20 protein-coding genes, 1 tRNA gene, 3 rRNA genes, 1 other RNA gene, 1 pseudogene and 1 other annotated feature (2 of these 27 running past the window's edge) are annotated in these 22,500 nt (G+C 47.0%); of the genes and pseudogenes, 17 read left to right on the forward strand and 9 right to left on the reverse strand.

Going from position 1 to position 22,500, the window contains the following annotated elements:
• Positions 1–1,606, forward strand: a 23S ribosomal RNA gene (locus NSQ39_RS00055); it begins 1,326 nt to the left of the window's first position.
• A 52-nt stretch (positions 1,607–1,658) separates the two neighbouring features.
• Positions 1,659–1,774, forward strand: a 5S ribosomal RNA gene (gene rrf / locus NSQ39_RS00060).
• Positions 1,775–1,790: 16 nt separating this feature from the next.
• Here the strand turns inward: rrf and NSQ39_RS00065 are convergent.
• A complete protein-coding gene (locus NSQ39_RS00065) occupies positions 1,791–2,768 on the reverse strand; it encodes a YaaC family protein (RefSeq protein WP_175077541.1) in 978 nt (325 codons plus the stop codon).
• Positions 2,769–2,889: 121 nt separating this feature from the next.
• On the opposite strand from NSQ39_RS00065, the gene guaB reads away from it, so the two are divergent.
• The 5 genes from guaB (at position 2,890) to serS (ending at position 9,103) form a co-directional block, all read left to right on the forward strand.
• A complete protein-coding gene (gene guaB / locus NSQ39_RS00070) occupies positions 2,890–4,356 on the forward strand; it encodes an IMP dehydrogenase (protein WP_046131365.1) in 1,467 nt (488 codons plus the stop codon).
• Between the two features lie 150 nt (positions 4,357–4,506).
• Positions 4,507–5,829 (forward strand): serine hydrolase, encoded by a 1,323-nt coding sequence (locus tag NSQ39_RS00075; RefSeq protein ID WP_175077542.1) that lies wholly within the window; start codon positions 4,507–4,509, stop codon positions 5,827–5,829.
• A 168-nt stretch (positions 5,830–5,997) separates the two neighbouring features.
• Positions 5,998–6,882: a pyridoxal 5'-phosphate synthase lyase subunit PdxS gene (pdxS, locus tag NSQ39_RS00080; protein ID WP_046131367.1), complete on the forward strand. Its 885-nt coding sequence runs from the start codon at positions 5,998–6,000 to the stop codon at positions 6,880–6,882.
• 19 nt (positions 6,883–6,901) lie between these two features.
• The gene (pdxT, locus tag NSQ39_RS00085) at positions 6,902–7,492 is read left to right on the forward strand and encodes a pyridoxal 5'-phosphate synthase glutaminase subunit PdxT (RefSeq protein ID WP_175077544.1); all 591 of its coding nucleotides are present in this window, start codon (positions 6,902–6,904) and stop codon (positions 7,490–7,492) included.
• 52 nt (positions 7,493–7,544) lie between these two features.
• Positions 7,545–7,764 (forward strand) — a binding site (T-box leader).
• 61 nt (positions 7,765–7,825) lie between these two features.
• Positions 7,826–9,103 carry a serine--tRNA ligase gene (gene serS / locus NSQ39_RS00090; protein WP_341013937.1) on the forward strand — a complete coding sequence of 426 codons (1,278 nt, stop codon included), beginning with the start codon at positions 7,826–7,828 and terminating at the stop codon, positions 9,101–9,103.
• Between the two features lie 33 nt (positions 9,104–9,136).
• Here serS and NSQ39_RS00095 read toward each other — a convergent pair whose 3' ends face one another.
• The 4 genes and pseudogenes from NSQ39_RS00095 to NSQ39_RS00110 all read right to left on the reverse strand — a co-directional run bounded on the left by NSQ39_RS00095 (position 9,137) and on the right by NSQ39_RS00110 (position 13,215).
• Positions 9,137–10,267 (reverse strand): glycerate kinase, encoded by a 1,131-nt coding sequence (locus NSQ39_RS00095; protein WP_175077545.1) that lies wholly within the window; start codon positions 10,265–10,267, stop codon positions 9,137–9,139.
• A 15-nt stretch (positions 10,268–10,282) separates the two neighbouring features.
• Positions 10,283–11,550 (reverse strand): annotated as a pseudogene (locus NSQ39_RS00100) (GntP family permease).
• A 71-nt stretch (positions 11,551–11,621) separates the two neighbouring features.
• The gene (locus NSQ39_RS00105; protein WP_175077547.1) at positions 11,622–12,764 is read right to left on the reverse strand and encodes a CdaR family transcriptional regulator; all 1,143 of its coding nucleotides are present in this window, start codon (positions 12,762–12,764) and stop codon (positions 11,622–11,624) included.
• A gap of 28 nt (positions 12,765–12,792) precedes the next feature.
• Complete coding sequence (locus NSQ39_RS00110; protein ID WP_046131373.1) at positions 12,793–13,215, reverse strand: SMI1/KNR4 family protein; 423 nt, start codon at positions 13,213–13,215, stop codon at positions 12,793–12,795.
• Between the two features lie 122 nt (positions 13,216–13,337).
• Here NSQ39_RS00110 and NSQ39_RS00115 point away from each other — a divergent pair.
• A tRNA-Ser gene (locus tag NSQ39_RS00115) sits at positions 13,338–13,430 on the forward strand.
• 267 nt (positions 13,431–13,697) lie between these two features.
• Complete coding sequence (comI, locus tag NSQ39_RS00120) at positions 13,698–13,793, forward strand: competence inhibitor ComI (RefSeq protein WP_231947411.1); 96 nt, start codon at positions 13,698–13,700, stop codon at positions 13,791–13,793.
• A 328-nt stretch (positions 13,794–14,121) separates the two neighbouring features.
• Here comI and dck read toward each other — a convergent pair whose 3' ends face one another.
• The 4 genes from dck to NSQ39_RS00140 all read right to left on the reverse strand — a co-directional run bounded on the left by dck (position 14,122) and on the right by NSQ39_RS00140 (position 17,383).
• A complete protein-coding gene (dck, locus tag NSQ39_RS00125) occupies positions 14,122–14,763 on the reverse strand; it encodes a deoxyadenosine/deoxycytidine kinase (RefSeq protein ID WP_046131374.1) in 642 nt (213 codons plus the stop codon).
• Entirely contained in the window at positions 14,760–15,383 is a 624-nt protein-coding gene (locus NSQ39_RS00130) for a deoxynucleoside kinase (protein WP_046131375.1), read from the reverse strand. Before NSQ39_RS00130 ends, dck begins: the two co-directional genes overlap by 4 nt.
• A 94-nt stretch (positions 15,384–15,477) precedes the next feature.
• Positions 15,478–16,797 carry a glycoside hydrolase family 18 protein gene (locus tag NSQ39_RS00135; RefSeq protein ID WP_046131376.1) on the reverse strand — a complete coding sequence of 440 codons (1,320 nt, stop codon included), beginning with the start codon at positions 16,795–16,797 and terminating at the stop codon, positions 15,478–15,480.
• Between the two features lie 37 nt (positions 16,798–16,834).
• Positions 16,835–17,383 carry a cysteine hydrolase family protein gene (locus NSQ39_RS00140; RefSeq protein ID WP_236809893.1) on the reverse strand — a complete coding sequence of 183 codons (549 nt, stop codon included), beginning with the start codon at positions 17,381–17,383 and terminating at the stop codon, positions 16,835–16,837.
• A gap of 80 nt (positions 17,384–17,463) precedes the next feature.
• On the opposite strand from NSQ39_RS00140, the gene tadA reads away from it, so the two are divergent.
• From tadA to NSQ39_RS00180, 8 genes are all read left to right on the forward strand, one after another.
• Positions 17,464–17,952, forward strand: coding sequence for a tRNA adenosine(34) deaminase TadA (gene tadA, locus NSQ39_RS00145; RefSeq protein ID WP_046131377.1), 489 nt, complete (start codon positions 17,464–17,466; stop codon positions 17,950–17,952).
• An 83-nt stretch (positions 17,953–18,035) separates the two neighbouring features.
• An RNA gene (gene ffs / locus NSQ39_RS00150) (signal recognition particle sRNA large type) lies at positions 18,036–18,301 on the forward strand.
• A 129-nt stretch (positions 18,302–18,430) separates the two neighbouring features.
• A complete protein-coding gene (gene dnaX, locus NSQ39_RS00155; RefSeq protein WP_046131378.1) occupies positions 18,431–20,131 on the forward strand; it encodes a DNA polymerase III subunit gamma/tau in 1,701 nt (566 codons plus the stop codon).
• A gap of 26 nt (positions 20,132–20,157) precedes the next feature.
• Complete coding sequence (locus tag NSQ39_RS00160) at positions 20,158–20,481, forward strand: YbaB/EbfC family nucleoid-associated protein (RefSeq protein ID WP_006640440.1); 324 nt, start codon at positions 20,158–20,160, stop codon at positions 20,479–20,481.
• 13 nt (positions 20,482–20,494) lie between these two features.
• Positions 20,495–21,091 carry a recombination protein RecR gene (gene recR / locus NSQ39_RS00165; protein ID WP_046131379.1) on the forward strand — a complete coding sequence of 199 codons (597 nt, stop codon included), beginning with the start codon at positions 20,495–20,497 and terminating at the stop codon, positions 21,089–21,091.
• A gap of 21 nt (positions 21,092–21,112) precedes the next feature.
• Positions 21,113–21,337, forward strand: coding sequence for a YaaL family protein (locus NSQ39_RS00170; protein ID WP_046131380.1), 225 nt, complete (start codon positions 21,113–21,115; stop codon positions 21,335–21,337).
• A gap of 63 nt (positions 21,338–21,400) precedes the next feature.
• The gene (locus NSQ39_RS00175) at positions 21,401–21,667 is read left to right on the forward strand and encodes a pro-sigmaK processing inhibitor BofA family protein (protein ID WP_046131381.1); all 267 of its coding nucleotides are present in this window, start codon (positions 21,401–21,403) and stop codon (positions 21,665–21,667) included.
• A gap of 223 nt (positions 21,668–21,890) precedes the next feature.
• A 16S ribosomal RNA gene (locus tag NSQ39_RS00180) occupies positions 21,891–22,500 on the forward strand (it continues 940 nt past the right edge of the window).

Genomic DNA, 22,500 nt, shown 5'->3' on the forward strand with positions numbered 1-22,500 from the left:
AATCCCCTCCACCGAATGCCTAAGGTTTCCTGAGGAAGGCTCGTCCGCTCAGGGTTAGTCGGGACCTAAGCCGAGGCCGAAAGGCGTAGGCGATGGATAACAGGTTGATATTCCTGTACCACCTCCTCACCGTTTGAGCAATGGGGGGACGCAGGAGGATAGGGTAAGCGCGGTATTGGATATCCGCGTCCAAGCAGTTAGGCTGGGAAATAGGCAAATCCGTTTCCCGCAAAGGCTGAGCTGTGATGGCGAGTGAAATATAGTAGCGAAGTTCCTGATTCCACACTGCCAAGAAAAGCCTCTAGCGAGGTGAGAGGTGCCCGTACCGCAAACCGACACAGGTAGGCGAGGAGAGAATCCTAAGGTGATCGAGAGAACTCTCGTTAAGGAACTCGGCAAAATGACCCCGTAACTTCGGGAGAAGGGGTGCTCTGTTAGGGTGCAAGCCCGAGAGAGCCGCAGTGAATAGGCCCAGGCGACTGTTTAGCAAAAACACAGGTCTCTGCGAAGCCGTAAGGCGAAGTATAGGGGCTGACGCCTGCCCGGTGCTGGAAGGTTAAGAGGAGCGCTTAGCTTATGCGAAGGTGCGAATTGAAGCCCCAGTAAACGGCGGCCGTAACTATAACGGTCCTAAGGTAGCGAAATTCCTTGTCGGGTAAGTTCCGACCCGCACGAAAGGCGCAACGATCTGGGCACTGTCTCAACGAGAGACTCGGTGAAATTATAGTACCTGTGAAGATGCAGGTTACCCGCGACAGGACGGAAAGACCCCGTGGAGCTTTACTGCAGCCTGATATTGAATGTTGGTACAGCTTGTACAGGATAGGTAGGAGCCTTGGAAACCGGAGCGCCAGCTTCGGTGGAGGCATCGGTGGGATACTACCCTGGCTGTATTGACCTTCTAACCCGCTGCCCTTATCGGGCAGGGAGACAGTGTCAGGTGGGCAGTTTGACTGGGGCGGTCGCCTCCTAAAAGGTAACGGAGGCGCCCAAAGGTTCCCTCAGAATGGTTGGAAATCATTCGCAGAGTGTAAAGGCACAAGGGAGCTTGACTGCGAGACCTACAAGTCGAGCAGGGACGAAAGTCGGGCTTAGTGATCCGGTGGTTCCGCATGGAAGGGCCATCGCTCAACGGATAAAAGCTACCCCGGGGATAACAGGCTTATCTCCCCCAAGAGTCCACATCGACGGGGAGGTTTGGCACCTCGATGTCGGCTCATCGCATCCTGGGGCTGTAGTCGGTCCCAAGGGTTGGGCTGTTCGCCCATTAAAGCGGTACGCGAGCTGGGTTCAGAACGTCGTGAGACAGTTCGGTCCCTATCCGTCGCGGGCGCAGGAAATTTGAGAGGAGCTGTCCTTAGTACGAGAGGACCGGGATGGACGCACCGCTGGTGTACCAGTTGTTCTGCCAAGGGCATCGCTGGGTAGCTATGTGCGGACGGGATAAGTGCTGAAAGCATCTAAGCATGAAGCCCCCCTCAAGATGAGATTTCCCATTCCGTTAAGGAAGTAAGATCCCTGAAAGATGATCAGGTTGATAGGTCTGAGGTGGAAGTGTGGCGACACATGGAGCTGACAGATACTAATCGATCGAGGACTTAACCAAACATGAATGTCATATCGTTATCTAGTTTTGAGAGAACACCTCTCAATATAAGTTTGGTGGCGATGGCGAAGAGGTCACACCCGTTCCCATGCCGAACACGGAAGTTAAGCTCTTCAGCGCCGATGGTAGTTGGGGGTTTCCCCCTGTGAGAGTAGGACGCCGCCAAGCAACCCGAAAGGCCAGCTTAGTAAAGCTGGCCTTTTTTGATGTATTCTTTTTTTCTTAATAGCAGTTTGGCGATATAGTATGGAAATTTTCTTTCGGTTATATGTAAAAACTGCTGAATGATGACATAGTCGTCACTTGAGCATTGCAGAAGAAGGTCGTACCACCATTCCGTTTCATATCTGGCGATCATGCTCAGATTGTAGGCAATCAAGTAATGAACCAATATTTCCGGAAGTTTTAAAAACCGGTCGCGGGCGGCGGGAAAGAAATACGCTTCATTCTCAAGGTCAAAAAGCAAACTCGTCGAAGTGCATGGATGAGCTTCCTTTTGGTCTGAAGAAAAAACGAAGCTGCCGTGGTCTTCTCCAATAAAATTCCAATTTAAATGGTATTCGACATGCTCGATGAATCGTTTGGCTGACATGTTATAAGCATCTGCTGTATGCTGGGGGAGTCTGATGCTGCCGTCTTGCACCGACACTTTCACCATCGGATTTTCTCTCCTTTGAAATGACAGCACTTTATTGATTTCCGGTATGTTGGCTAAAAGCTGCTTCATGCTGAAGCGTTCGTCTTCAAGGCCCTTTAATTGAAATAAGGATTGAATGACATGCATGCATAGCCCATTTCTTTGAATTTTCACTTCATCTTCATAAAAACGATAATTTTGTTTTTTTCGTTTTCTCGTGGTGACGCCGTGTGCAAGCACAGAGGTGTGGCTTGGATAGGAAGGATCTGAAGTTAATATGCAAGCTTTTAAAAGCTGGGCCATTCCGTAAAATAACAGAATCGGCTTAATTTCAATAGAAGCCAGTTTTGCCTGTTTGTAGAAGGCTTCAGCATGTTTGAGAAAGAAAATGAACCGTTCTCCATTTTTATAAGAGTTTCTTTTCGGATCGTCCATATCGTGATTTTTATATACCTTTTCTAGAAAATGCTGGGATGTCTCCACGGAGTAAAACAGCTCTAGTTCTTTCCATCCCTTATTTCGCATAAACTCCACTTCCCTCATGAATATTTTCTAAAAATTACAACTGTTTGTCGCTTTCTTGACAGTCGGTTTTCAAGTTGATAATCTACATATAATATTTTGCCGAAAAGAGGGGGATTTACTAATGTGGGAAAGCAAATTTTCAAAAGAAGGGTTAACGTTTGATGATGTATTGCTTATTCCGGCTAAATCAGAAGTTCTTCCGCGCGACGTGAATTTATCGGTTGAGCTTACTCCATCTCTCAAACTGAATGTTCCGATTATCAGTGCAGGTATGGATACCGTTACAGAAGCTGAAATGGCCATTGCAATGGCAAGGCAGGGCGGACTTGGCATCATCCACAAAAACATGTCGATCGAACAGCAGGCTGAACAAGTTGACAAGGTGAAGCGTTCAGAGCGGGGCGTCATTACGAATCCGTTTTTCCTGACACCCGAACATCAAGTATTTGATGCAGAGCATTTAATGGGCAAATACAGAATTTCCGGCGTTCCGATTGTCGATAACAGCGAAGACCAGAAGCTGGTCGGAATCATTACAAACCGCGATCTTCGATTTATTTCTGATTATTCCATGAAAATCAGCGATGTGATGACAAAAGAAGAGCTGGTCACTGCTCCTGTCGGCACAACGTTAGACGAGGCAGAAAAAATCCTTCAGAAATATAAAATCGAAAAACTCCCTCTTGTAGATGATCAAGGTGTGTTAAAAGGTCTTATCACAATCAAAGATATTGAAAAAGTCATTGAGTTCCCGAACTCAGCGAAAGATGTTCACGGCCGCCTGCTGGTTGGGGCTGCGGTCGGCGTAACAGGCGACACGATGACGCGCGTCAAAAAGCTTGTCGAAGCCAATGTTGACGTGATTGTCGTCGATACGGCACACGGCCATTCTCAAGGCGTTCTGAATACGGTCAAAAAAATCCGTGACACGTATCCGGAGCTGAATATCATTGCAGGAAACGTTGCGACCGCAGAAGGAACGAAAGCGCTGATCGACGCCGGTGCAGATGTGGTCAAAGTGGGTATCGGACCTGGATCAATCTGTACGACCCGTGTCGTAGCGGGAGTCGGCGTTCCGCAAGTGACTGCGATTTATGATTGTGCGACTGAAGCAAGAAAGCACGGAGCTGCCATTATCGCAGACGGCGGAATCAAGTATTCCGGTGACATTGTAAAAGCATTGGCTTCAGGCGGACATGCCGTCATGCTTGGAAGCCTTCTTGCCGGTACATCTGAAAGCCCCGGCGAAACGGAAATTTATCAAGGCAGACGCTTTAAAGTGTACCGCGGCATGGGCTCTGTCGCTGCCATGGAAAAAGGAAGCAAAGACCGCTACTTCCAAGAAGAAAACAAAAAATTCGTCCCTGAAGGCATCGAAGGCCGCACGCCTTACAAAGGACCTGTTGCCGATACGATTTATCAGCTTGTCGGCGGTCTGAAATCAGGCATGGGCTATTGCGGAACGAAGGATTTGCAGGCTTTAAGAGAAGACACGCAGTTCATTCGGATGACAGGCGCCGGCCTCAGGGAAAGCCACCCGCACGATGTTCAAATTACCAAAGAATCGCCTAACTATACCATTTCTTAATCAAAAGTGACAAAAATTAAACTGTAGACAGAGTGATACTCTGTCTATTTTTTTTTGCTTCATTATGATAAAATTTATGATGTTGTGTTGAAAAATGTCTTTTATGGCTTTTACATAGATTGAGTACGATGAAAAGCGGAGGTATACAATTTGAAAAGCAAGAAATTCAAACAGCTGATCATGTTAGTTGTTGCTTTTGCAGTGGTGATAGGAGCATTTTCTCCTATGTCAAACGCAAAGGCTGCAAATGATCCAATTAATGTAAACGCAAAGGCGGCCATTTTGATTGAGGCGTCATCAGGGAAAGTGCTGTACAGCAAAAATGCCGATGAGCGTCTTCCTGTTGCCAGCATGGCGAAAATGATGACGGAGTATCTTCTTTTGGAAGCGATTCATGAGGGCAAAGTGAAATGGGATCAAACATATACACCGGATGATTACGTGTATGAAATTTCTCAAGACCGTTCATTGTCCAACGTTCCGCTTCGCAAAGACGGCTCTTATACCGTGAAAGAGCTTTACCAGGCGACTGCAATTTACTCAGCAAATGCTGCGGCAATCGCGCTTTCGGAAGTTGTAGCGGGTTCTGAAAAGAACTTTGTTGAACAAATGAATAAAAAAGCAAAAGAACTTGGCATGAAAAATTTCAAATTTGTCAATGCGACAGGTTTGGCAAACAAAGACCTTCACGGAAAACAACCGGTGGGAAGCGCTGATGAAGAAAATGAAGTTTCTGCAAAAGACATGGCGATTCTTACTGACCATTTGATCAAGGATTACCCTGAAATTCTGGATACGGCAAGCATTGCAAAAACAAAGTTCAGAAAAGGCACAGACGATGAAATGGACATGCCGAACTGGAACTTTATGCTGAAAGGCCTGGTTCAGGAATATAAAGGCGTTGACGGACTGAAAACAGGCTCAACCGATTCTGCAGGATCTTGTTTCACCGCGACTGCCGAAAGAAACGGCATGCGCGTGATTTCCGTCGTACTTAACGCAAAAGGCAACATCCACACTGGACGTTTTGATCAAACGAAAAAAATGCTGGATTATGCTTTTAAAAATTTCACGATGAAAGAGCTGTATGCAAAAGGCGATCAAGTAAAAGGCAATGAAACGGTTAAAGTCGACCAGGGGAAAGATCAGGAAGTCGCGATCGTAACGGAGAATGCTTTTTCGATCCCTGTGAAAAACGGCGAAGAGAAGAACTATAAGGCAAAAGTCACACTTGATAAGAAAGAGCTTTCCGCACCTGTGAAAAAAGGTGAAAAAGTCGGAACATTGACGGCTGCTTATACGGGAGATCAGAAGGATTACGGCTACGTCGGCAGCGATGTATCAGGTGTGAAATTGGTAACAAAAGAAAATGATGAGAAAGCAAACTGGTTTGTCTTAACGATGCGCAGCATCGGCGGATTTTTCGCTGGAATCTGGAACAGCATCGTTGAAACGGTAACCGGCTGGTTTTAATAGCAAAGAGCTCTATGATTAGGGCTCTTTGCTGTAATTTCACATTTACAATCCAAACGATTTGATATTAAAATAGAAATAATCTTCGTGTTTTTCCATATGATTTTGCGGAATTATAGGATACAATAAGATTAAATCTGACAATTCTATCAATAGGGGGATCCTACAATGGCTCAAACAGGTACTGAACGTGTAAAACGCGGTATGGCAGAAATGCAAAAGGGCGGCGTCATCATGGACGTTGTCAATGCTGAACAAGCAAAAATCGCTGAAGAAGCAGGAGCCGTCGCTGTTATGGCGCTTGAACGTGTTCCGGCTGATATCCGTGCGGCTGGCGGGGTTGCCCGTATGGCAGATCCGACAATCGTCGAGGAAGTCATGAACGCAGTGTCGATTCCGGTTATGGCGAAAGCACGCATCGGACATATCGTTGAAGCGCGCGTTCTTGAAGCGCTTGGCGTTGATTATATTGATGAAAGCGAAGTTTTGACTCCGGCCGACGAGGAATTCCACTTAAATAAAAGCGAATTTACCGTTCCGTTCGTATGCGGATGCCGCGATCTTGGAGAGGCAGCACGCCGGATTGGAGAGGGAGCTTCCATGCTTCGCACAAAAGGCGAGCCGGGAACGGGAAATATCGTTGAAGCCGTCCGCCATATGAGAAAAGTGAACGCTCAAGTGCGCAAAGTAGTCGGCATGAGCGATGACGAGCTGATGACAGAAGCGAAAAATCTCGGCGCTCCTTATGAGCTGTTAAAACAAATTAAAGCTGAAGGACGCCTTCCTGTTGTAAACTTTGCAGCCGGCGGCGTGGCAACGCCTGCTGACGCTGCTTTGATGATGCAGCTTGGCGCTGACGGCGTGTTCGTAGGATCCGGTATCTTTAAATCCGATAATCCTGCAAAATTTGCGAAAGCAATCGTTGAAGCGACAACGCATTACACAGACTACAAACTGATCGCCGAGCTTTCAAAAGAGCTTGGAACTGCAATGAAAGGGATCGAAATTTCAAATCTGCTGCCAGAACAGCGTATGCAAGAACGCGGCTGGTAATGTAAGGAGACGGTTTTACATGCTGACAATTGGTGTACTTGGACTTCAGGGAGCGGTAAGAGAACACATTCGTTCAATTGAAGCATGCGGAGCGGCCGGAAAAGTGGTGAAATGGCCCGAAGACTTGAAAGAAATCGATGGTCTTATTTTACCGGGAGGCGAAAGCACGACGATGAGGCGCCTCATCGATACGTATCAGTTTATGAAGCCTCTTCAGGAATTTGCCGCGTCCGGAAAGCCGATGTTTGGAACTTGTGCGGGTTTGATTATCCTGGCGAAGAAAATCGCCGGATCTGACGGTGCTCATCTTGGCGTCTTGAATGTAACGGTGGAGCGCAACTCCTTCGGAAGGCAGAGGGACAGCTTTGAAGCGGATTTAACGGTTAAAGGGCTGGATAGACCGTTTACCGGCGTATTTATCCGTGCCCCTCACATTTTAGAGGCGGGTGCAGACGTCGAAGTTCTTTCTGAGCATGACGGAAGAATCGTTGCTGCCAAACAAGGAAACCTGCTCGGCTGTTCGTTCCATCCAGAATTGACGGATGACGACAGAATAACCAAGCTTTTCATTGACATGGCGGAACAGCATAAAAAAGAAGCCGTCGTATAAAACAGTTGAAAGCTGTGAAAACTTGTAGTACATTAAAAGGACAATTACAGATCGAAAAGCGTTGACAGGAAACAGTAGGAAGCCTCTCTTTCCAAGAGAGCCGATGGTTGGTGCGAATCGGCGAAAGATGCTGTCCGAATCCATCCTTGAGCGAAATGCTGAACATTCAAGTAGGCATTTACGGGAAGACCGTTATGAAACGAAGCGGAAAACGGTGTACGACACGTCCCGTTTTCAATCAGGGTGGCAACGCGAGAGCTCTCGTCCCTTTACACATAAGGGGACCAGGGCTCTCTTTTTTTCGATCAAAAACAGTAAAAAGGAGCGAGGCAGATGCTTGACGTGAAGCTGCTGCGGGCAAATTTACAAGAGATCAAACAAAAGCTTGCCCACAGAGGAGAAGATTTAACAGATTTTGATCAATTTGAAGAATTGGATGCAAAAAGAAGAGAATTGATCGTCAAAGTAGAAGAATTGAAAGGAAAGCGCAATGAGGTCTCCCAGCAGGTGGCGGCTTTAAAACGCGAGAAAAAGGATGCAGACCATCTGATTAAAGAAATGCGCGAAGTCGGCGAAGAGATTAAAACGCTTGATGAAAGCTTAAGAACAGTCGAAGCTTCTTTAGAAAGAATCATGCTGTCCATTCCGAACATCCCTCAAGAGTCTGTGCCTGTCGGCGAGACAGAAGACGATAATGTCGAAGTGCGCAAATGGGGCGAGGTTCCCGAATTTTCTTTTGAAGCGAAGCCTCATTGGGAAATTGCCGACCAGCTTGAGATTCTCGATTTTGAGCGTGCCGGAAAAGTGACGGGAAGCCGCTTTGTTTTCTATAAAGGGCTTGGCGCACGGCTTGAACGTGCCTTATTTAACTTTATGCTTGACCTCCATGTCGATGAATACGGCTATACAGAGGTGCTGCCTCCTTACATGGTGAACCGGACGAGCATGACGGGCACAGGGCAGCTTCCTAAGTTTGAAGAGGATGCTTTTAAAATCAGGGAAGAGGACTATTTTCTGATTCCGACGGCGGAAGTGCCGGTGACGAACATGCATCGCGACGAAATTTTAGCGGCTGACGAGCTGCCGATCAATTATGCCGCGTTTAGCGCCTGCTTCCGTTCAGAAGCCGGCTCTGCCGGAAGAGACACGCGCGGATTGATTCGCCAGCATCAATTCAACAAAGTGGAGCTCGTGAAATTTGTTAAACCTGAGGATTCTTATGAGGAGCTTGAAAAGCTGACAAATCAGGCTGAAAAGGTGCTTCAGCTGCTCGGGCTGCCATACCGCGTGATGAGCATGTGTACGGGAGATCTAGGCTTTACAGCAGCGAAAAAATACGATATCGAAGTCTGGATACCGAGCCAGAATACGTATCGTGAAATCTCCTCTTGCAGCAACTTTGAAGCCTTTCAGGCAAGACGGGCCAATATCAGATTCAGAAGGGAAGCAAAAGGAAAGCCTGAACACGTTCATACGTTAAACGGCTCAGGCCTGGCGGTCGGGCGAACAGTCGCCGCCTTGCTGGAGAACTATCAGCAGGAAGACGGAAGCGTCGTCATCCCTGAAATTCTCCGCCCTTATATGGGAAATAGAGAAGTCATTAAAGCATAATGAAAAAAGGTGCGCGAATTAGGCGCACCTTTTTTATTTTAACGACCAGACGGCGGCGATATTCCGCGCGCAATGTTCGAGATACGTTTTTCCATTGGCGAGCGAATCCTCCAACGTACGCGTCCCCGGCACAATGGAAAAAAGAGCCGAAATCCCTTTGTCATAAACGAGTTCACAGCCTTCACCGAGAGAGCCGGCGACAGCGATGACCGGAATGCCTTCCCGCGAGGCCCGGCTTGCGACACCGACCGGCGTTTTGCCGTGAATCGATTGGCCGTCTATTTTCCCTTCTCCCGTGATCACGAGGTCCGCTCCTTTTATCCGTTCAGAGAAAGACAGGGTGTCCAGCACAATGTCGACACCGCTTTTCAATTCCGCTTTTAAAAAAGCCTTGAGGCCCGCACCTAAGCCGCCCGCCGCTCCGGCACCGGGAAGGGAATCGGCCTCACATTTCAGCTCCGCCTTGATGACATAGGCATAATGCTTCAAGTTGTCATCCAATAGGGCAACCATGTCGTCCGATGCGCCTTTTTGCGGTCCGAATACGGCGGATGCCCCATTGGGACCTGTCAGAGGGTTGTCGACGTCACAAGCTGCTTCAAATACGACGTCCTTTAATTTTGGATGCATTCCGTCCGTATTGATCGCAGCAATTTGAGACAATGAACCGCCGCCGTCACCAATCTCGCGGCCGTCTTTGTTTAAAAATTTCACGCCGAGTGCGCTCGCCATGCCCGCGCCGCCGTCGTTTGTCGCACTGCCTCCGAGCCCGATGATGATGTGAAGCGCGCCCTTTTCTGCGGCATCGAGGATCAGTTCTCCCGTTCCCCTCGTCGTCGTCACCAGCGGGTTGAGCTGATCGGGAGGAACGAGATGAAGGCCTGACGCCTCCGCCATTTCAATCACGGCCGTTTTTCCGTCTCCAAGCAGCCCGTAAACCGCCTCAACCGGCGTTCCGAGAGGACCTGTTACCGTTTTGCGGATCAATTCCCCGCCGGTCGCATCAACCAAAGCTTGAACGGTTCCTTCACCTCCGTCTGCGACCGGAATTTTGACATATTCCGCCTCAGGCAGAACGGTTGCAAAGCCTTTTTCAATGCTGTCGGCAGCCTCCATGGAGGTCATGCTTTCCTTAAATGAATCTGGTGCGATCACGATTTTCATACTTTCCGCTCCTTCTTACTTAAAAAATTGAAAAACACCGAAAATCAGCGTCGATATGATCGTTAAAACCAAACCGATGGCCGTTTCGTAAGGAATGAGTGCAAGGCGTTTTTTCATCGGCATGAATACGCTGCCTCCTGTCGTATGAAAAAAACTTCCGTGAGGCAGGTGATCAAGGACTGTCGCACCGGCGTGAATCATGGCAGCGCCTGCAAGGCCGGAGACGCCGAGATCGACAAGCGTCGGCCCGAACACACTGCTGGCGACAGCGGTGCCTGCGGTTGTCGAAGCTGTAGCCATAGACATCAAAATGCCTGAAATCGGCCCCAAAAGAAAAGGCGGCAGACCCAAACCGACAAGGCTGTCCGTGATCAACGAATTAAGCTCTGAATTCGCGATCATCCCGGCGAGTGTTCCTGTGCCAATCAGCATGATGGCGACGCCTGACATTTTAGTGAGGCCGGAAGCGGCAAAATCCTTCAGCTTCCCGGCTTGTCCAGAGGCGATAGCCGTCACAAGCCCCCCGGCCGGGAGTGCGATCATCGGATCAATGGTAATTCCTGCGGCCGGTCTTAAAGCCAATAAAAGAATGGCAGCAGCCGGCCCGCTGATTGCCGCCCAAAACGAGGGGGCATGTTCATGGCCATTGCTTTCAATTTCTGCAGAAGACGTATATGTTCCTTTGTTGGCCAGCCGTTTTGCTAACAAATATGCCGCGCCCAATCCGAAAACGGCGGGAATGATCCCGGCTGCCATCACGGATGTCAAAGGGATGTGAAACGCATCTGAAGCGGCGATTGCATTGGGATTGGGAGACATGATATTCCCGGCTTTCCCGCCGCCGATCATCGCCAAAAGAATGGCGGCTTTGCTGGTTGATGTCCGTTTGGCGATGGCCAGGGCGATCGGGGCAACGGTAATGACTGAACATCGACGAAAACGCCGACCGCCGTTAAGATTGTTGTCGCCAGCGTCAGCGCAAGCAATGCCCGTTTTTCGCCGATTTTTTTGACGATCGTTTCGGCAATGACTGCAGCTGACCCTGATTGGATCAGGACACCGGCGAGGATGCCGGCCGCCAAAATACGAAGCACGGCAGGAATCATCGTTTTGGCCCCTGATATCATTAAATCTGTCGTTTCAATGACATTCGCACCGCCGATTAAACCTCCGGCCAACGCTCCAATCATCATTCCATAAGCCGGAGGCACCTTTTTTAAAATGAGAAAGATCGAAATCGCTAAAGCGCAAAGAGCGCCAATAGCGTTTATTTGAATATCCACACTGCATCCCCCCTACAACTTAGATTGTAAACGCTTTCTGATGGAGGGAGAATTGGTCAGGCAAACGGATTTTAACGATCTGAACCATCGCAAAATTGTTCACTTGCACAATTTGCAAAAAGCATCATTGCCGTATACAGCTTAAACAGATCCTCCAGATTTTTTGGATCGCATCCAGTTGCCGCTTTAATTTTCTTTAAACGATAGGATAATGTATTTCGGTGAATAAACAGTTTTGAAGCAACTACACCGATTTCTCCGTTTTCCTCGATGTAGCAGAGAAGGGTTTTCATCAAATCGCCTTTTTGATCTGCAAGTGAAAGCCGATCCCAGATCTTTCTGAAATGGATTTCCTGATGTGGATGGCGGATGTTTGAGAGAAGCACAGGGACGGCGAAATCGCGGTAGTCGTAAAAATGATTGCGGGTTCCCGCCTTATCGGCAATGTACAAGGTTTGTTTTGCACTTTGGTACGAAAAGGGAAGCTGGTTGAGCTGCTCAGCTTGTTCTCCGCATGCTCCTCTGATATCCTTCCAGCTGCTCAGCCAATCTTTCCATATCATAAAGGTGTCAGACCGGCTCCTCCCCGGCTCATCTGCCAAGAGAACGGCGATTTCCGTCAGTGAAACATTGGCATAAAGGTCTCGGGGCCTTAGCTGCTTTTCGAGGCCTTTGATAAAGTCCGGCTTCAAATCGGCGGAAGGAAGCTCAAACACGAGGCATAATCGTCTGCCTTCGAGCGGAATTTGCAAACGCTCGGCGCGTCCCAGGAAGTCAAGGGATGACAAATCCGCACCATGGAGCATTTGAATAACCGTTTCCTCCCGAAGCCTTTGGTCCCATGTCAGCTGTTTTGTCAAAAAAGCTTGTTCCACGGTCATTTCCGCCGCCATTTTGACAAGTTCCCCGTATGGACTGACCTTAGACGGAGCCCCCGTAATGCCGATGACTCCGATGATTTCATCATGAAATACGATCGGAAGGTTCACGCCCGGTTTTGTCCCGGCTAAATCGGAGCATTCGTCCGGCGAAATGCTGATTCCGCTTTTGCCAGAAAGGGCATCCTTCGCCCCCGCATGTTCATCACCGATTCTTGAACGATCCCCGGAGGCGATGATCACCCCGTTTTCATCCATAATATTGATATTATGTCGAATAATCGACATCGTTCTATCAACAATTTCCGCAGCGAGTTCTTTTAAGAGATAGTTCATTTTGCCGGTGCTCCTGTCCAGTTGTTTTTCATATGAGGATTTTTCCGTCGATCCACCATTCGATAAATTGTTTTAAAGTGGGGGCAACCCACGTACGGCTGTCGTCTTCATGATTCCAAACGTATATATCGTCTCTTTGGATGGAACCGTTTAAAATGGAATAACCAAATAAATCGCCGTTTCCTGCGTCAGCGATAAATAAGAGACAATCAAATGGCATATACAAATCTTTAAAAATTTCGCTGTTTCTCAGCTCTTTGTTTTCGTCTATGATCCGGTCTGCGGACCAAATGAGATGGCATCCGAATTCATCGTTTATGCCATCCGTTTCTTTCAGCAGGCTTTCCAATTCTTCCGGGAGATCAATGTTGAATGTCTGTTTGATCTCCTCCAGTTTTGCGGTTTCAGCAGGCTTGTTATATGTATACTTTCCCGGAAAATCTCGCCACATCGTCATCACCTTTATCATGTCTTTTATATCATTATAAGTGAACGATCAATAAAATTAAATTTTTATTAAAAATACCCTTGACTCAGAAATATGGGACATGTTATATTAATTCTTGTCGATACGGAGGAATACCCAAGTCTGGCTGAAGGGATCGGTCTTGAAAACCGACAGGGGTGTCAAAGCCCGCGGGGGTTCGAATCCCTCTTCCTCCGCCATTATTGATTTGCATTTTAGTGATTGACTAAGCATAAATTGGAGATTGTGTTGCCGCTGCCCGGATGAGGCAGCGGTTTTTTTATATTCTAACGATAACAGCATGGCTGGCGAATCTGGAGAAAATTGCCCCCAAGCCCTGAACCGAAAAGGGCCGGGGGTCTTGTGTTTTCTAATAAGTTCCTATAAAGTAAAAATTAGCGATAGATCGGCTTTTTGTAGGGGCGTTCGGCTCACCTCCATATATGGAAGAAGGGAGGTGAGAAAATATGGCTGTAGAAAGTGCAATTCAATTGATGCTTTCCTTTGGAATCCTGATTGTAGGGATTCTGACGCTGGCCTATAATTTCACGAAAAAAAAGTAGAACGCCCCTGACTCCTACATCCGGGCGTTCCACTTCTAACATTTAGGACAAAGCCGACTCCCTTACAGGAGCTATTCTATTGCCGATCGGAGATGTTACCAGCATCTTCGATCTTTTTGTATTCACAGTATACTCTTCAGAATAAATTATATTCATGTGTGCTGTAATTGTGAACAGGAACTGTATACTGATTGTGTATCGACTATATATTGTCATTGTAGAACAACATGTTGGCCTTGTCCATAAAAAATTCCCTGAATGGAGTATTCGGGCGTCTGAACCTCTGCGGCGTAAATCAAGCCGTCAAGATATACCTCTTTTTTCATATCTATCTTTGAATGACTTTGCTAATTTTTTCGATAATGGGGTCCAAGGAGGCGGAATTGTTCAATAAATCGTATTCCTCTATGTTGACCCTTACGACAGGACAGGCGTTAAAGCCGCTGATCCAGTTTTCGTACCTTGTATACATTTCCTCCCAGTAGGACCGGTCTGTCTGGAGCTCCATTTCCCGTCCGCGTTTTTGGATGCGGTCGAGGATTTTCTCCAAATCGCCTTCCAGGTATATAAGGGCATCAGGGTGAGGGAAGTATGGCGTCATCACCATCGCTTCAAACAGGCTCGTGTAGGTTTTATAGTCGATTTTTGACATCGTTCCTTTATCGGCATGCATTTTCGCAAAAATACCTGTATCTTCGTAAATGGAGCGGTCCTGGACAAAGCCGCCTCCAGATTCAAAAATATATTTTTGCTCTTTGAACCGTTCTGCCAAAAAGAAAATCTGCAAATGAAAACTCCAGCGTTCGAAGTCGTTATAAAAAGCCTCCAAATAAGGATTATTCACGACATTTTCAAGTGATGTTTTAAAGCCGAGCCTTTTTGCAAGCTCTTTTGTTAATGTAGATTTCCCCACTCCCACCGTGCCTGCGACGGTAATGATGGCGTCTTTCGGAATATCGTGTACAGTCATTGTATATACTCCTTTACTTGATCGGCAATTCGCTGAAAAACTTCTTTAGATAAAACAAAATCATCCTGATCACCGTTTATTTCGATAATCGGCAACGTTGGTTCAGCTTCTTTGATTTGTTTGATTGCAGTCTCGTAGTCTTCGATCAGCTGTTCCAAATACTGCTCGTCCATCTGCTGTTCAAAAGACCGTCCCCGCTTTTTGATCCTCTTTAATAAAGTCGGAAGGCTTGCGCGAATATAAATGATGATATTCGGCTTCGGCAAGTCCTCTGTGAGCAGTCCGTAAATTTTTCTGTATTTCTCAAGCTTTCTGCCTGTTAACGTCCGTTCCGCAAAAATGAGATTTTTATAAATATGGTAGTCGGAAATGACGGGTTTGTTTTTATGTAAAAACTCTTTTTCAGCGTCTTCAAGCTGTTTGTAGCGATTGCAGAGGAAAAACATTTCCAGCTGAAAGCTCCATTCGTCTTTATCCTCATAAAATTTGCCGAGAAAAGGGTTTTCTTCGACAATTTCCTTAACAAGGGACAAGGAGAGCGTTTCTGAAAGCATGCTGGCCAATGTTGTTTTTCCCGCCCCGATGGGACCTTCGACAGCAATAAAAGGGGCTCTTTTCATAGGTGTCCTCCTACTTGGATAAGCGTTTGCTTTTGATTTTCAACATTCATATTGTATCACATCCTTTTCTTTTGCCCATGAAAAAAACGTTCCGTTAACGTGGGAACGTCTCTTTTACAATATTAAATTGATCGGCGATCAGGAGCCAGTTTTGCGGGAATGACAAGCCGAGCTTCCAATAGCTGATTCCCCTTAAGTTTAATTCTTTAATCAGATTGAATTTAGCTTGGATCGATCTTGCATCCTCGAACCAGACTTCGTGCTGTTTGCCCGCTTTGTCTGTATAGCGGAAATGCGGGGCCTGGGCTTCTTCATCGAATAAAATAGATGCGTTATTCTCGCTGGCAATCGTGATCGCTCGCTGGGGGCTGATGGCTTTTGCGGGCGGTCCGCCCGGTTTATAGGGAAGCGTCCAATCATAGCCGTATAAATTTTGGCCCATAACGATTTTATTGGCGGGCATTTCTGTGAGCGCATATTCAATGACATTGCGGACGGGCCCTATCGGCGACACGGCCATTGGCGGTCCTCCGCTGTATCCCCATTCATACGTCATTAATACGACGAAATCGACAATTTGGCCATGCGCCCGGTAATCGTGAGCTTCATACCATTGCCCGGCTTGCGTCGCGCTTGTTTTGGGCGCTAAAGCGGTGGAAATCAGCCAGCCTTCCTGTCTGAAGCGGTCTCGCGCCTCTCTTAAAAATTGATTATAAGCCTCTCTGTCCTGGGGTCTTAAATATTCAAAGTCAAAATGAATGTCTCTGAATCCGTATCTTCTGGCAGTGATAACAATTTGATTCAGCAATGTGTTTTTGACGTTCTCGTCTGTCAGGATGATCCTTCCGAGCTCGGCGCTGAAGGCATCGTTCTCAAGATTGGTCACAATCATCATCATTGTGACGTTCTGCCTGTCGGCAATTTGCTTCAACCCGGTAAGCGGCGGCTCGCGCAGCGTACCGTTACGCCTAACCTGAAAGCTAAAAGCTCCGAGATAGGTCAGATATGGCGAAGCTTCTCTCGCCGCTTGCTGGAGAGCAGCGCTGACTGTGTTTCCTCGCGGTTCAATATAAGCATTTACTTCTATATTTCGCTTTGGCCCAGGAGGAATGTACAATAACAGCCCTACAGGGAGCTCGGCGTCTGGCCGCATGCGGTTGATCCTGGCGAGCTCGGCCGCCGACATGTTAAAACGGGCTGCGATCGATGCCAGTGTATCTCCTGCTCTTACCTCGTAAAATTGACCGGCAATCGGTATCACGATGGTTTGTCCGACAACAAGACGGTTCGGATTTGGAATCTCATTTGTCTCGACAATTTCATTTACCGTGGTTCTGTACCGATTGGCAATTGTGTAAAGCGAATCGCCTCTTTTCACGACGTAGATTTGGATGGAAAACGCCTCCTTTCTCATTGCTACCACTATATGAGAAAAAGAAGTGTTTCATGCTCTAAGTTTCATTGATGAGCTCACCGGAAGTTGTAATGTTGGCAAACAGGACATCCTTCATTATCGTGATTGCGTACCGGTTGTCTTTTTCAGTGTTTGAGGCGATGCAATCCTTCGGCAGCGTAATGTCGTATTCCCGCATATAGGCATCGTTTGCAGTAAACAGAACGCATATGTTGCCGGCGATTCCCGTAATGACCAGATGATTGACAGCGAGTTCGTTTAACAGCGTGTCGAGTGCGGTTCCGTAAAAAGCCGAATGCTTAGGCTTGATGAGAAAATAGTCGTTTTCACTCGGCGCCAGCAGGTCGATGATGTTTTTGCTTTTTCGATTTTTGCATTTCTTGATAATGGCAGCAATATCCGCTTGCCAAATTCCAAAATGGTCATTAATGTATATGATAGGCCAATTCATGCTGTGTGCATGTTTCTTTAACGCCAGGAGATCGGGGGCCATCGCCTCTGTTTTTTCGGAAAGAGCGTCACCCATATCGAATTGAAAATCATTGATGATGTCGACAATAATAAGGGCGGTATTTGACTTGGACAAGTCGGTCTCTCCTCCTTTCAGATTGTTATTATACGTTAGCCTTTCCGGATGAAGAAAAAACATTGAAAGAGTGCGTGCTGATGACACAAGACGAGCTTTATATGAAAGAAGCCATTCAAGAAGCGAGAAAAGCCGAGGAAAAAGGAGAGGTGCCGATCGGCGCCGTACTTGTTCTCGACGATGAAATCATTGCCCGCGCCCACAACTTGAGGGAAACGGAGCAAAGATCCCTCGCGCACGCAGAAATGCTTGTCATAGACGAAGCGTGCAAAAAGCTTGGGACATGGCGGCTTGAAAGAGCGGTCCTTTATGTTACGCTTGAGCCCTGCCCGATGTGCGCCGGAGCGGCCGTGCTTTCAAGGGTTGAAAAAGTCGTTTTTGGAGCGTTTGACCCAAAAGGCGGCTGTGCAGGGACTTTAATGAACCTTCTTCAGGAAGAGAGGTTTAATCATCAGGCGGAAGTGGTCACAGGCGTCTTGGAGGAAGAGTGCGGCCTGTTGCTGAGCGATTTTTTCAGGAAGCTTCGGGCGAAAAAGAAAGCAGAAAAGCAAAATAAAGCACAGAGATAGAAATTTGCAATTAAGGATGAAATAAGTTATACTAAGGTGTGCGTCATAAATAGACGCATCAGCATAATTTGATATTTATTTTGCCGTGCTAAGCGGGGAGGTAGCGGTGCCCTGTACTCGCAATCCGCTCGAGCGAGGCCGAATTCCTTTCTCGAGGTTCGTTTACTGTAAGGCCTGCCTTAAACAAGTGGTGTTGACGTTTGGGTCCTGCGCAATGGGAATCCATGAACCATGTCAGGTCCGGAAGGAAGCAGCATTAAGTGGAACCTCTCATGTGCCGCAGGGTTGCCTGGGCTGAGCTAACTGTTTAAGTAACGCTTAGGGTAGCGAATCGACAGAAGGTGCACGGTAAATCAATCATCAAATTACAAACTCATCTATTTTCGAATAGATGGGTTTTTTTCTTAATAAGAGCTTTTGGAATTGAAAGCAGCTTCATGTATAATAAGGATGATGATATTAAGAGGAGGGCGTGTTTGTGAGTTATCAGGCTTTATATAGGGTGTTCAGGCCGCAGTTGTTTGAAGATGTCGTCGGTCAGGAACACGTCACGAAAACGTTGCAAAATGCCCTTTTACAAAAGAAATTCTCTCACGCCTATCTGTTTTCCGGACCGAGAGGAACAGGGAAAACAAGCGCCGCAAAACTTTTTGCCAAAGCTGTAAACTGTGAGCGCGCTCCGGTCAGTGAACCGTGTAACGAATGTTCCGCGTGCAAAGGCATTACAAGCGGTGCAATTTCAGACGTCATTGAAATCGACGCCGCATCCAATAACGGTGTAGATGAAATTCGCGACATCCGGGACAAAGTGAAATTCGCCCCGTCCAGTGTCACGTATAAAGTATATATCATAGATGAAGTACATATGCTTTCTATTGGCGCATTCAACGCTCTTCTTAAAACGCTTGAAGAACCGCCTGAGCACTGTATTTTCATTCTTGCAACAACAGAGCCCCACAAAATTCCGTTAACGATTATTTCAAGATGTCAGCGTTTTGATTTTAAAAGAATCACGTCACAGGTCATTGTCGGACGAATGAAAAAAATCGTCGAAACCGAGCAGTTCAAGGTTCAGGACGGCGCACTCGAAATTATCGCCAGTGCTGCCGATGGAGGAATGAGGGACGCGTTAAGCCTGCTTGATCAAGCAATATCATTCAGCGGCGATGAGCTGACGGTTGATGACGCGCTGCTGATCACGGGCGCCGTGTCTCAAGCGTATATCGGAAAGCTTGCATTGTCCCTTCATGAAAAGAATGTTTCCGATGCTTTGGAAACATTGAACGAGCTGCTTCAGCAGGGGAAAGACCCGGCAAAACTGATCGAGGATATGATTTTCTATTTCAGGGATATGCTCCTTTATCAGACAGCGCCGGATTTAGAGGGTGTGCTTGAAAAGGTGAAAGTGGATGAAGCGTTCCAAAACCTGTCAAAGCAAATTCCTGCACCTGCTCTTTATGAAATGATTGATATTTTAAATAAAAGCCATCAGGAAATGAAATGGACGAATCACCCGCGCATTTTCTTTGAAGTTGCGGTCGTGAAGCTTTGCCAGGGCGCGAAAGCAGAGGCGCCTTCTGCCGGACAGCCGGAAATCGAAGACCTTATCAACAAAGTTCGCCGGCTTGAACAGGAAATCGACAGGCTTAAAACGTCTGGATTCCAAGCAGCTCCAGCACAGAATCAGCCAAAAGAAGCGCCGCGCCCGCAAAAAAGCGTGAAAAGCGGATACAAGGCGCCGGTCGGCCGCATTCATGAAATATTAAAAGAGGCGACAAGATCGGACCTGGAAAAGCTCAAGGGATGCTGGGGGGAATTGCTTGCCCAGCTCAAACAGCAAAACAAGGTGTCCCATGCAGCCCTTTTGAATGACAGTGAACCGGTAGCGGCGTCTTCAACCGCATTCGTCCTCTCATTTAAATATGAAATTCACTGTAAAATGGTTGCCGAAGACAATAACGGCGTCAGGACAAACCTGGAACAAATTTTAGACGGAATGCTTGGCAGAAGAATAGATATGGTTGGCGTTCCCGAAGCCCAATGGGGTAAAATAAGAGAAGAATTTTTACAGGAACACCAGCCGGAAGATTCAGATGCAAATACCAAAGAAGAAGAGGATCCGCTGATAGCAGAAGCTAAAAAGCTGTTCGGAGCGGAACTGATTGAAATCAAAGAATAAAAACAGGAAAGAGAGTGGATTTAGGTATGCGCGGTGGAATGGGAAATATGCAAAAAATGATGAAACAAATGCAAAAAATGCAGAAAGATATGCAAAAAGCGCAGGAAGAGCTTGCGGAGAAAGTGCTTGAAGGTACAGCAGGCGGAGGCATGGTCACCGTTAAAGTAAACGGGCAAAAAGAAATTATTGATGTCGTGATCAAAGAGGAAGTCGTTGATCCGGAAGATGTGGAAATGCTTCAAGACCTCGTTCTTGCGGCGACAAACGACGCTTTGAAACAAGTCGACGAAGTGACAAATGAAACGATGGGTAAGTTTACAAAAGGAATGAACATGCCGGGTTTATTCTAGGAGGAAAATAATAATGCAGTATCCTGAACCAATATCAAAGCTGATCGACAGCTTTATGAAATTGCCAGGGATCGGACCCAAAACAGCGGTCCGTCTGGCTTTTTTTGTTCTCAGTATGAAGGAAGATGTTGTATTAGATTTTGCAAAGGCATTGGTAAACGCAAAGCGCAATTTGACGTATTGTTCGGTTTGCGGGCACATTACAGACCAGGATCCCTGCTATATTTGCGAAGATACAAGAAGAGATAAATCGGTGATATGCGTTGTTCAGGATCCGAAAGACGTCATTGCCATGGAAAAGATGAAAGAATACGATGGATTGTACCATGTTTTGCATGGGGCGATATCTCCGATGGACGGCATCGGACCGGAAGACATTAAAATACCCGAATTGTTGAAACGATTGCAGGATGATCAAGTAACGGAAGTGATTCTCGCGACAAACCCAAATATAGAAGGAGAAGCTACAGCCATGTACATTTCAAGGCTCTTAAAACCATCAGGCATCAAGCTGTCGCGCATTGCCCATGGACTTCCAGTCGGCGGCGATTTGGAATATGCAGATGAAGTCACTCTTTCTAAAGCGCTTGAAGGCAGACGTGAGATGTAGAGGGAGGAGAATTGCATTACCATGGGGTTTCTTCGAAAAAAAAAGCTAAGAAAAGAATTTGATCAAAAATTGATGGAACAGCTGATGAGGCAAAAGGAAGAATGGAACAGACAAAAGCGGCTGATTGAAAACAGCCTTGAGCCTTCCCTTGAAGTCCTTCACGAGTTAAAAGTCGCCGAGGCAAAATACTTTTTTTATTTGCGTGAGGCCAAAAAAAGATATTTAAGACTCGGCGGATGGAAGTAGCCGGTCTATTTTCATGAATCTCTTCATATGCTTGTACTAGAAAAAATGAGGAGTGAGGGATTCATGGGATCTGTTATTATCATTGGGGCAATTGTGGCGTTGGTTGCCCTGTTGTTTTTTTCAGGAGCCTCCTTTAAACCGTTAAAATGGGCTGGTACAATTGCCGTTCGATTTATCATCGGGGCGCTGTTATTATTCTGTGTGAATCTGTTTGGCGAGAGCATGGGAATTCACTTGCCGATTAATGTTATTACGACAGGAATCAGCGGGCTGTTGGGTATTCCGGGAGTGGCGGCACTTATTGTGATTAAGCAGTTTATTATAATTTAATTTTTTGTTGACATTTGTCTTCTAAGGTGTTAAATTTATATTCGTCGCTGATGACGAATTATTTTTTTGAAAAAAAGTTGTTGACGACATTCTGAATAAATGTTACTATATTATAGTCGCTTCGAGAGCGGCAACGAAGTTCTTTGAAAACTAAACAAGACAAAACGTACCTGTTAATTCAAATAAATCGCACATAAACGTGCGTAGTCATTTTCAAACTTTTTTTATGGAGAGTTTGATCCTGGCTCAGGACGAACGCTGGCGGCGTGCCTAATACATGCAAGTCGAGCGGACCGACGGGAGCTTGCTCCCTTAGGTCAGCGGCGGACGGGTGAGTAACACGTGGGTAACCTGCCTGTAAGACTGGGATAACTCCGGGAAACCGGGGCTAATACCGGATGCTTGTTTGAACCGCATGGTTCAAACATAAAAGGTGGCTTTTCGCTACCACTTACAGATGGACCCGCGGCGCATTAGCTAGTTGGTGGGGTAACGGCTCACCAAGGCGACGATGCGTAGCCGACCTGAGAGGGTGATCGGCCACACTGGGACTGAGACACGGCCCAGACTCCTACGGGAGGCAGCAGTAGGGAATCTTCCGCAATGGACGAAAGTCTGACGGAGCAACGCCGCGTGAGTGATGAAGGTTTTCGGATCGTAAAACTCTGTTGTTAGGGAAGAACAAGTACCGTTCGAACAGGGCGGTACCTTGACGGTACCTAACCAGAAAGCCACGGCTAACTACGTGCCAGCAGCCGCGGTAATACGTAGGTGGCAAGCGTTGTCCGGAATTATTGGGCGTAAAGCGCGCGCAGGCGGTTCTTTAAGTCTGA

The organism is Bacillus sp. FSL W8-0848, from assembly GCF_038007805.1.
Taxonomy (GTDB): Bacteria; Bacillota; Bacilli; order Bacillales; family Bacillaceae; genus Bacillus; species Bacillus glycinifermentans.

Coding starts and splice junctions, on each gene's coding strand:
- pdxT (WP_175077544.1), top strand. CDS start 6,902: ATGCTGACAATTGGTGTACTTGGACTTCAGGGAGCGGTAAGAGAACAC.
- dck (WP_046131374.1), bottom strand. CDS start 14,763: ATGACTGTACACGATATTCCGAAAGACGCCATCATTACCGTCGCAGGC.
- guaB (WP_046131365.1), top strand. CDS start 2,890: ATGTGGGAAAGCAAATTTTCAAAAGAAGGGTTAACGTTTGATGATGTA.
- NSQ39_RS00065 (WP_175077541.1), bottom strand. CDS start 2,768: ATGCGAAATAAGGGATGGAAAGAACTAGAGCTGTTTTACTCCGTGGAG.
- comI (WP_231947411.1), top strand. CDS start 13,698: ATGGCTGTAGAAAGTGCAATTCAATTGATGCTTTCCTTTGGAATCCTG.
- serS (WP_341013937.1), top strand. CDS start 7,826: ATGCTTGACGTGAAGCTGCTGCGGGCAAATTTACAAGAGATCAAACAA.
- NSQ39_RS00130 (WP_046131375.1), bottom strand. CDS start 15,383: ATGAAAAGAGCCCCTTTTATTGCTGTCGAAGGTCCCATCGGGGCGGGA.
- NSQ39_RS00095 (WP_175077545.1), bottom strand. CDS start 10,267: ATGAAAATCGTGATCGCACCAGATTCATTTAAGGAAAGCATGACCTCC.
- recR (WP_046131379.1), top strand. CDS start 20,495: ATGCAGTATCCTGAACCAATATCAAAGCTGATCGACAGCTTTATGAAA.
- tadA (WP_046131377.1), top strand. CDS start 17,464: ATGACACAAGACGAGCTTTATATGAAAGAAGCCATTCAAGAAGCGAGA.
- NSQ39_RS00175 (WP_046131381.1), top strand. CDS start 21,401: ATGGGATCTGTTATTATCATTGGGGCAATTGTGGCGTTGGTTGCCCTG.
- NSQ39_RS00135 (WP_046131376.1), bottom strand. CDS start 16,797: ATGAGAAAGGAGGCGTTTTCCATCCAAATCTACGTCGTGAAAAGAGGC.
- NSQ39_RS00170 (WP_046131380.1), top strand. CDS start 21,113: ATGGGGTTTCTTCGAAAAAAAAAGCTAAGAAAAGAATTTGATCAAAAA.
- pdxS (WP_046131367.1), top strand. CDS start 5,998: ATGGCTCAAACAGGTACTGAACGTGTAAAACGCGGTATGGCAGAAATG.
- NSQ39_RS00105 (WP_175077547.1), bottom strand. CDS start 12,764: ATGAACTATCTCTTAAAAGAACTCGCTGCGGAAATTGTTGATAGAACG.
- NSQ39_RS00160 (WP_006640440.1), top strand. CDS start 20,158: ATGCGCGGTGGAATGGGAAATATGCAAAAAATGATGAAACAAATGCAA.
- NSQ39_RS00110 (WP_046131373.1), bottom strand. CDS start 13,215: ATGTGGCGAGATTTTCCGGGAAAGTATACATATAACAAGCCTGCTGAA.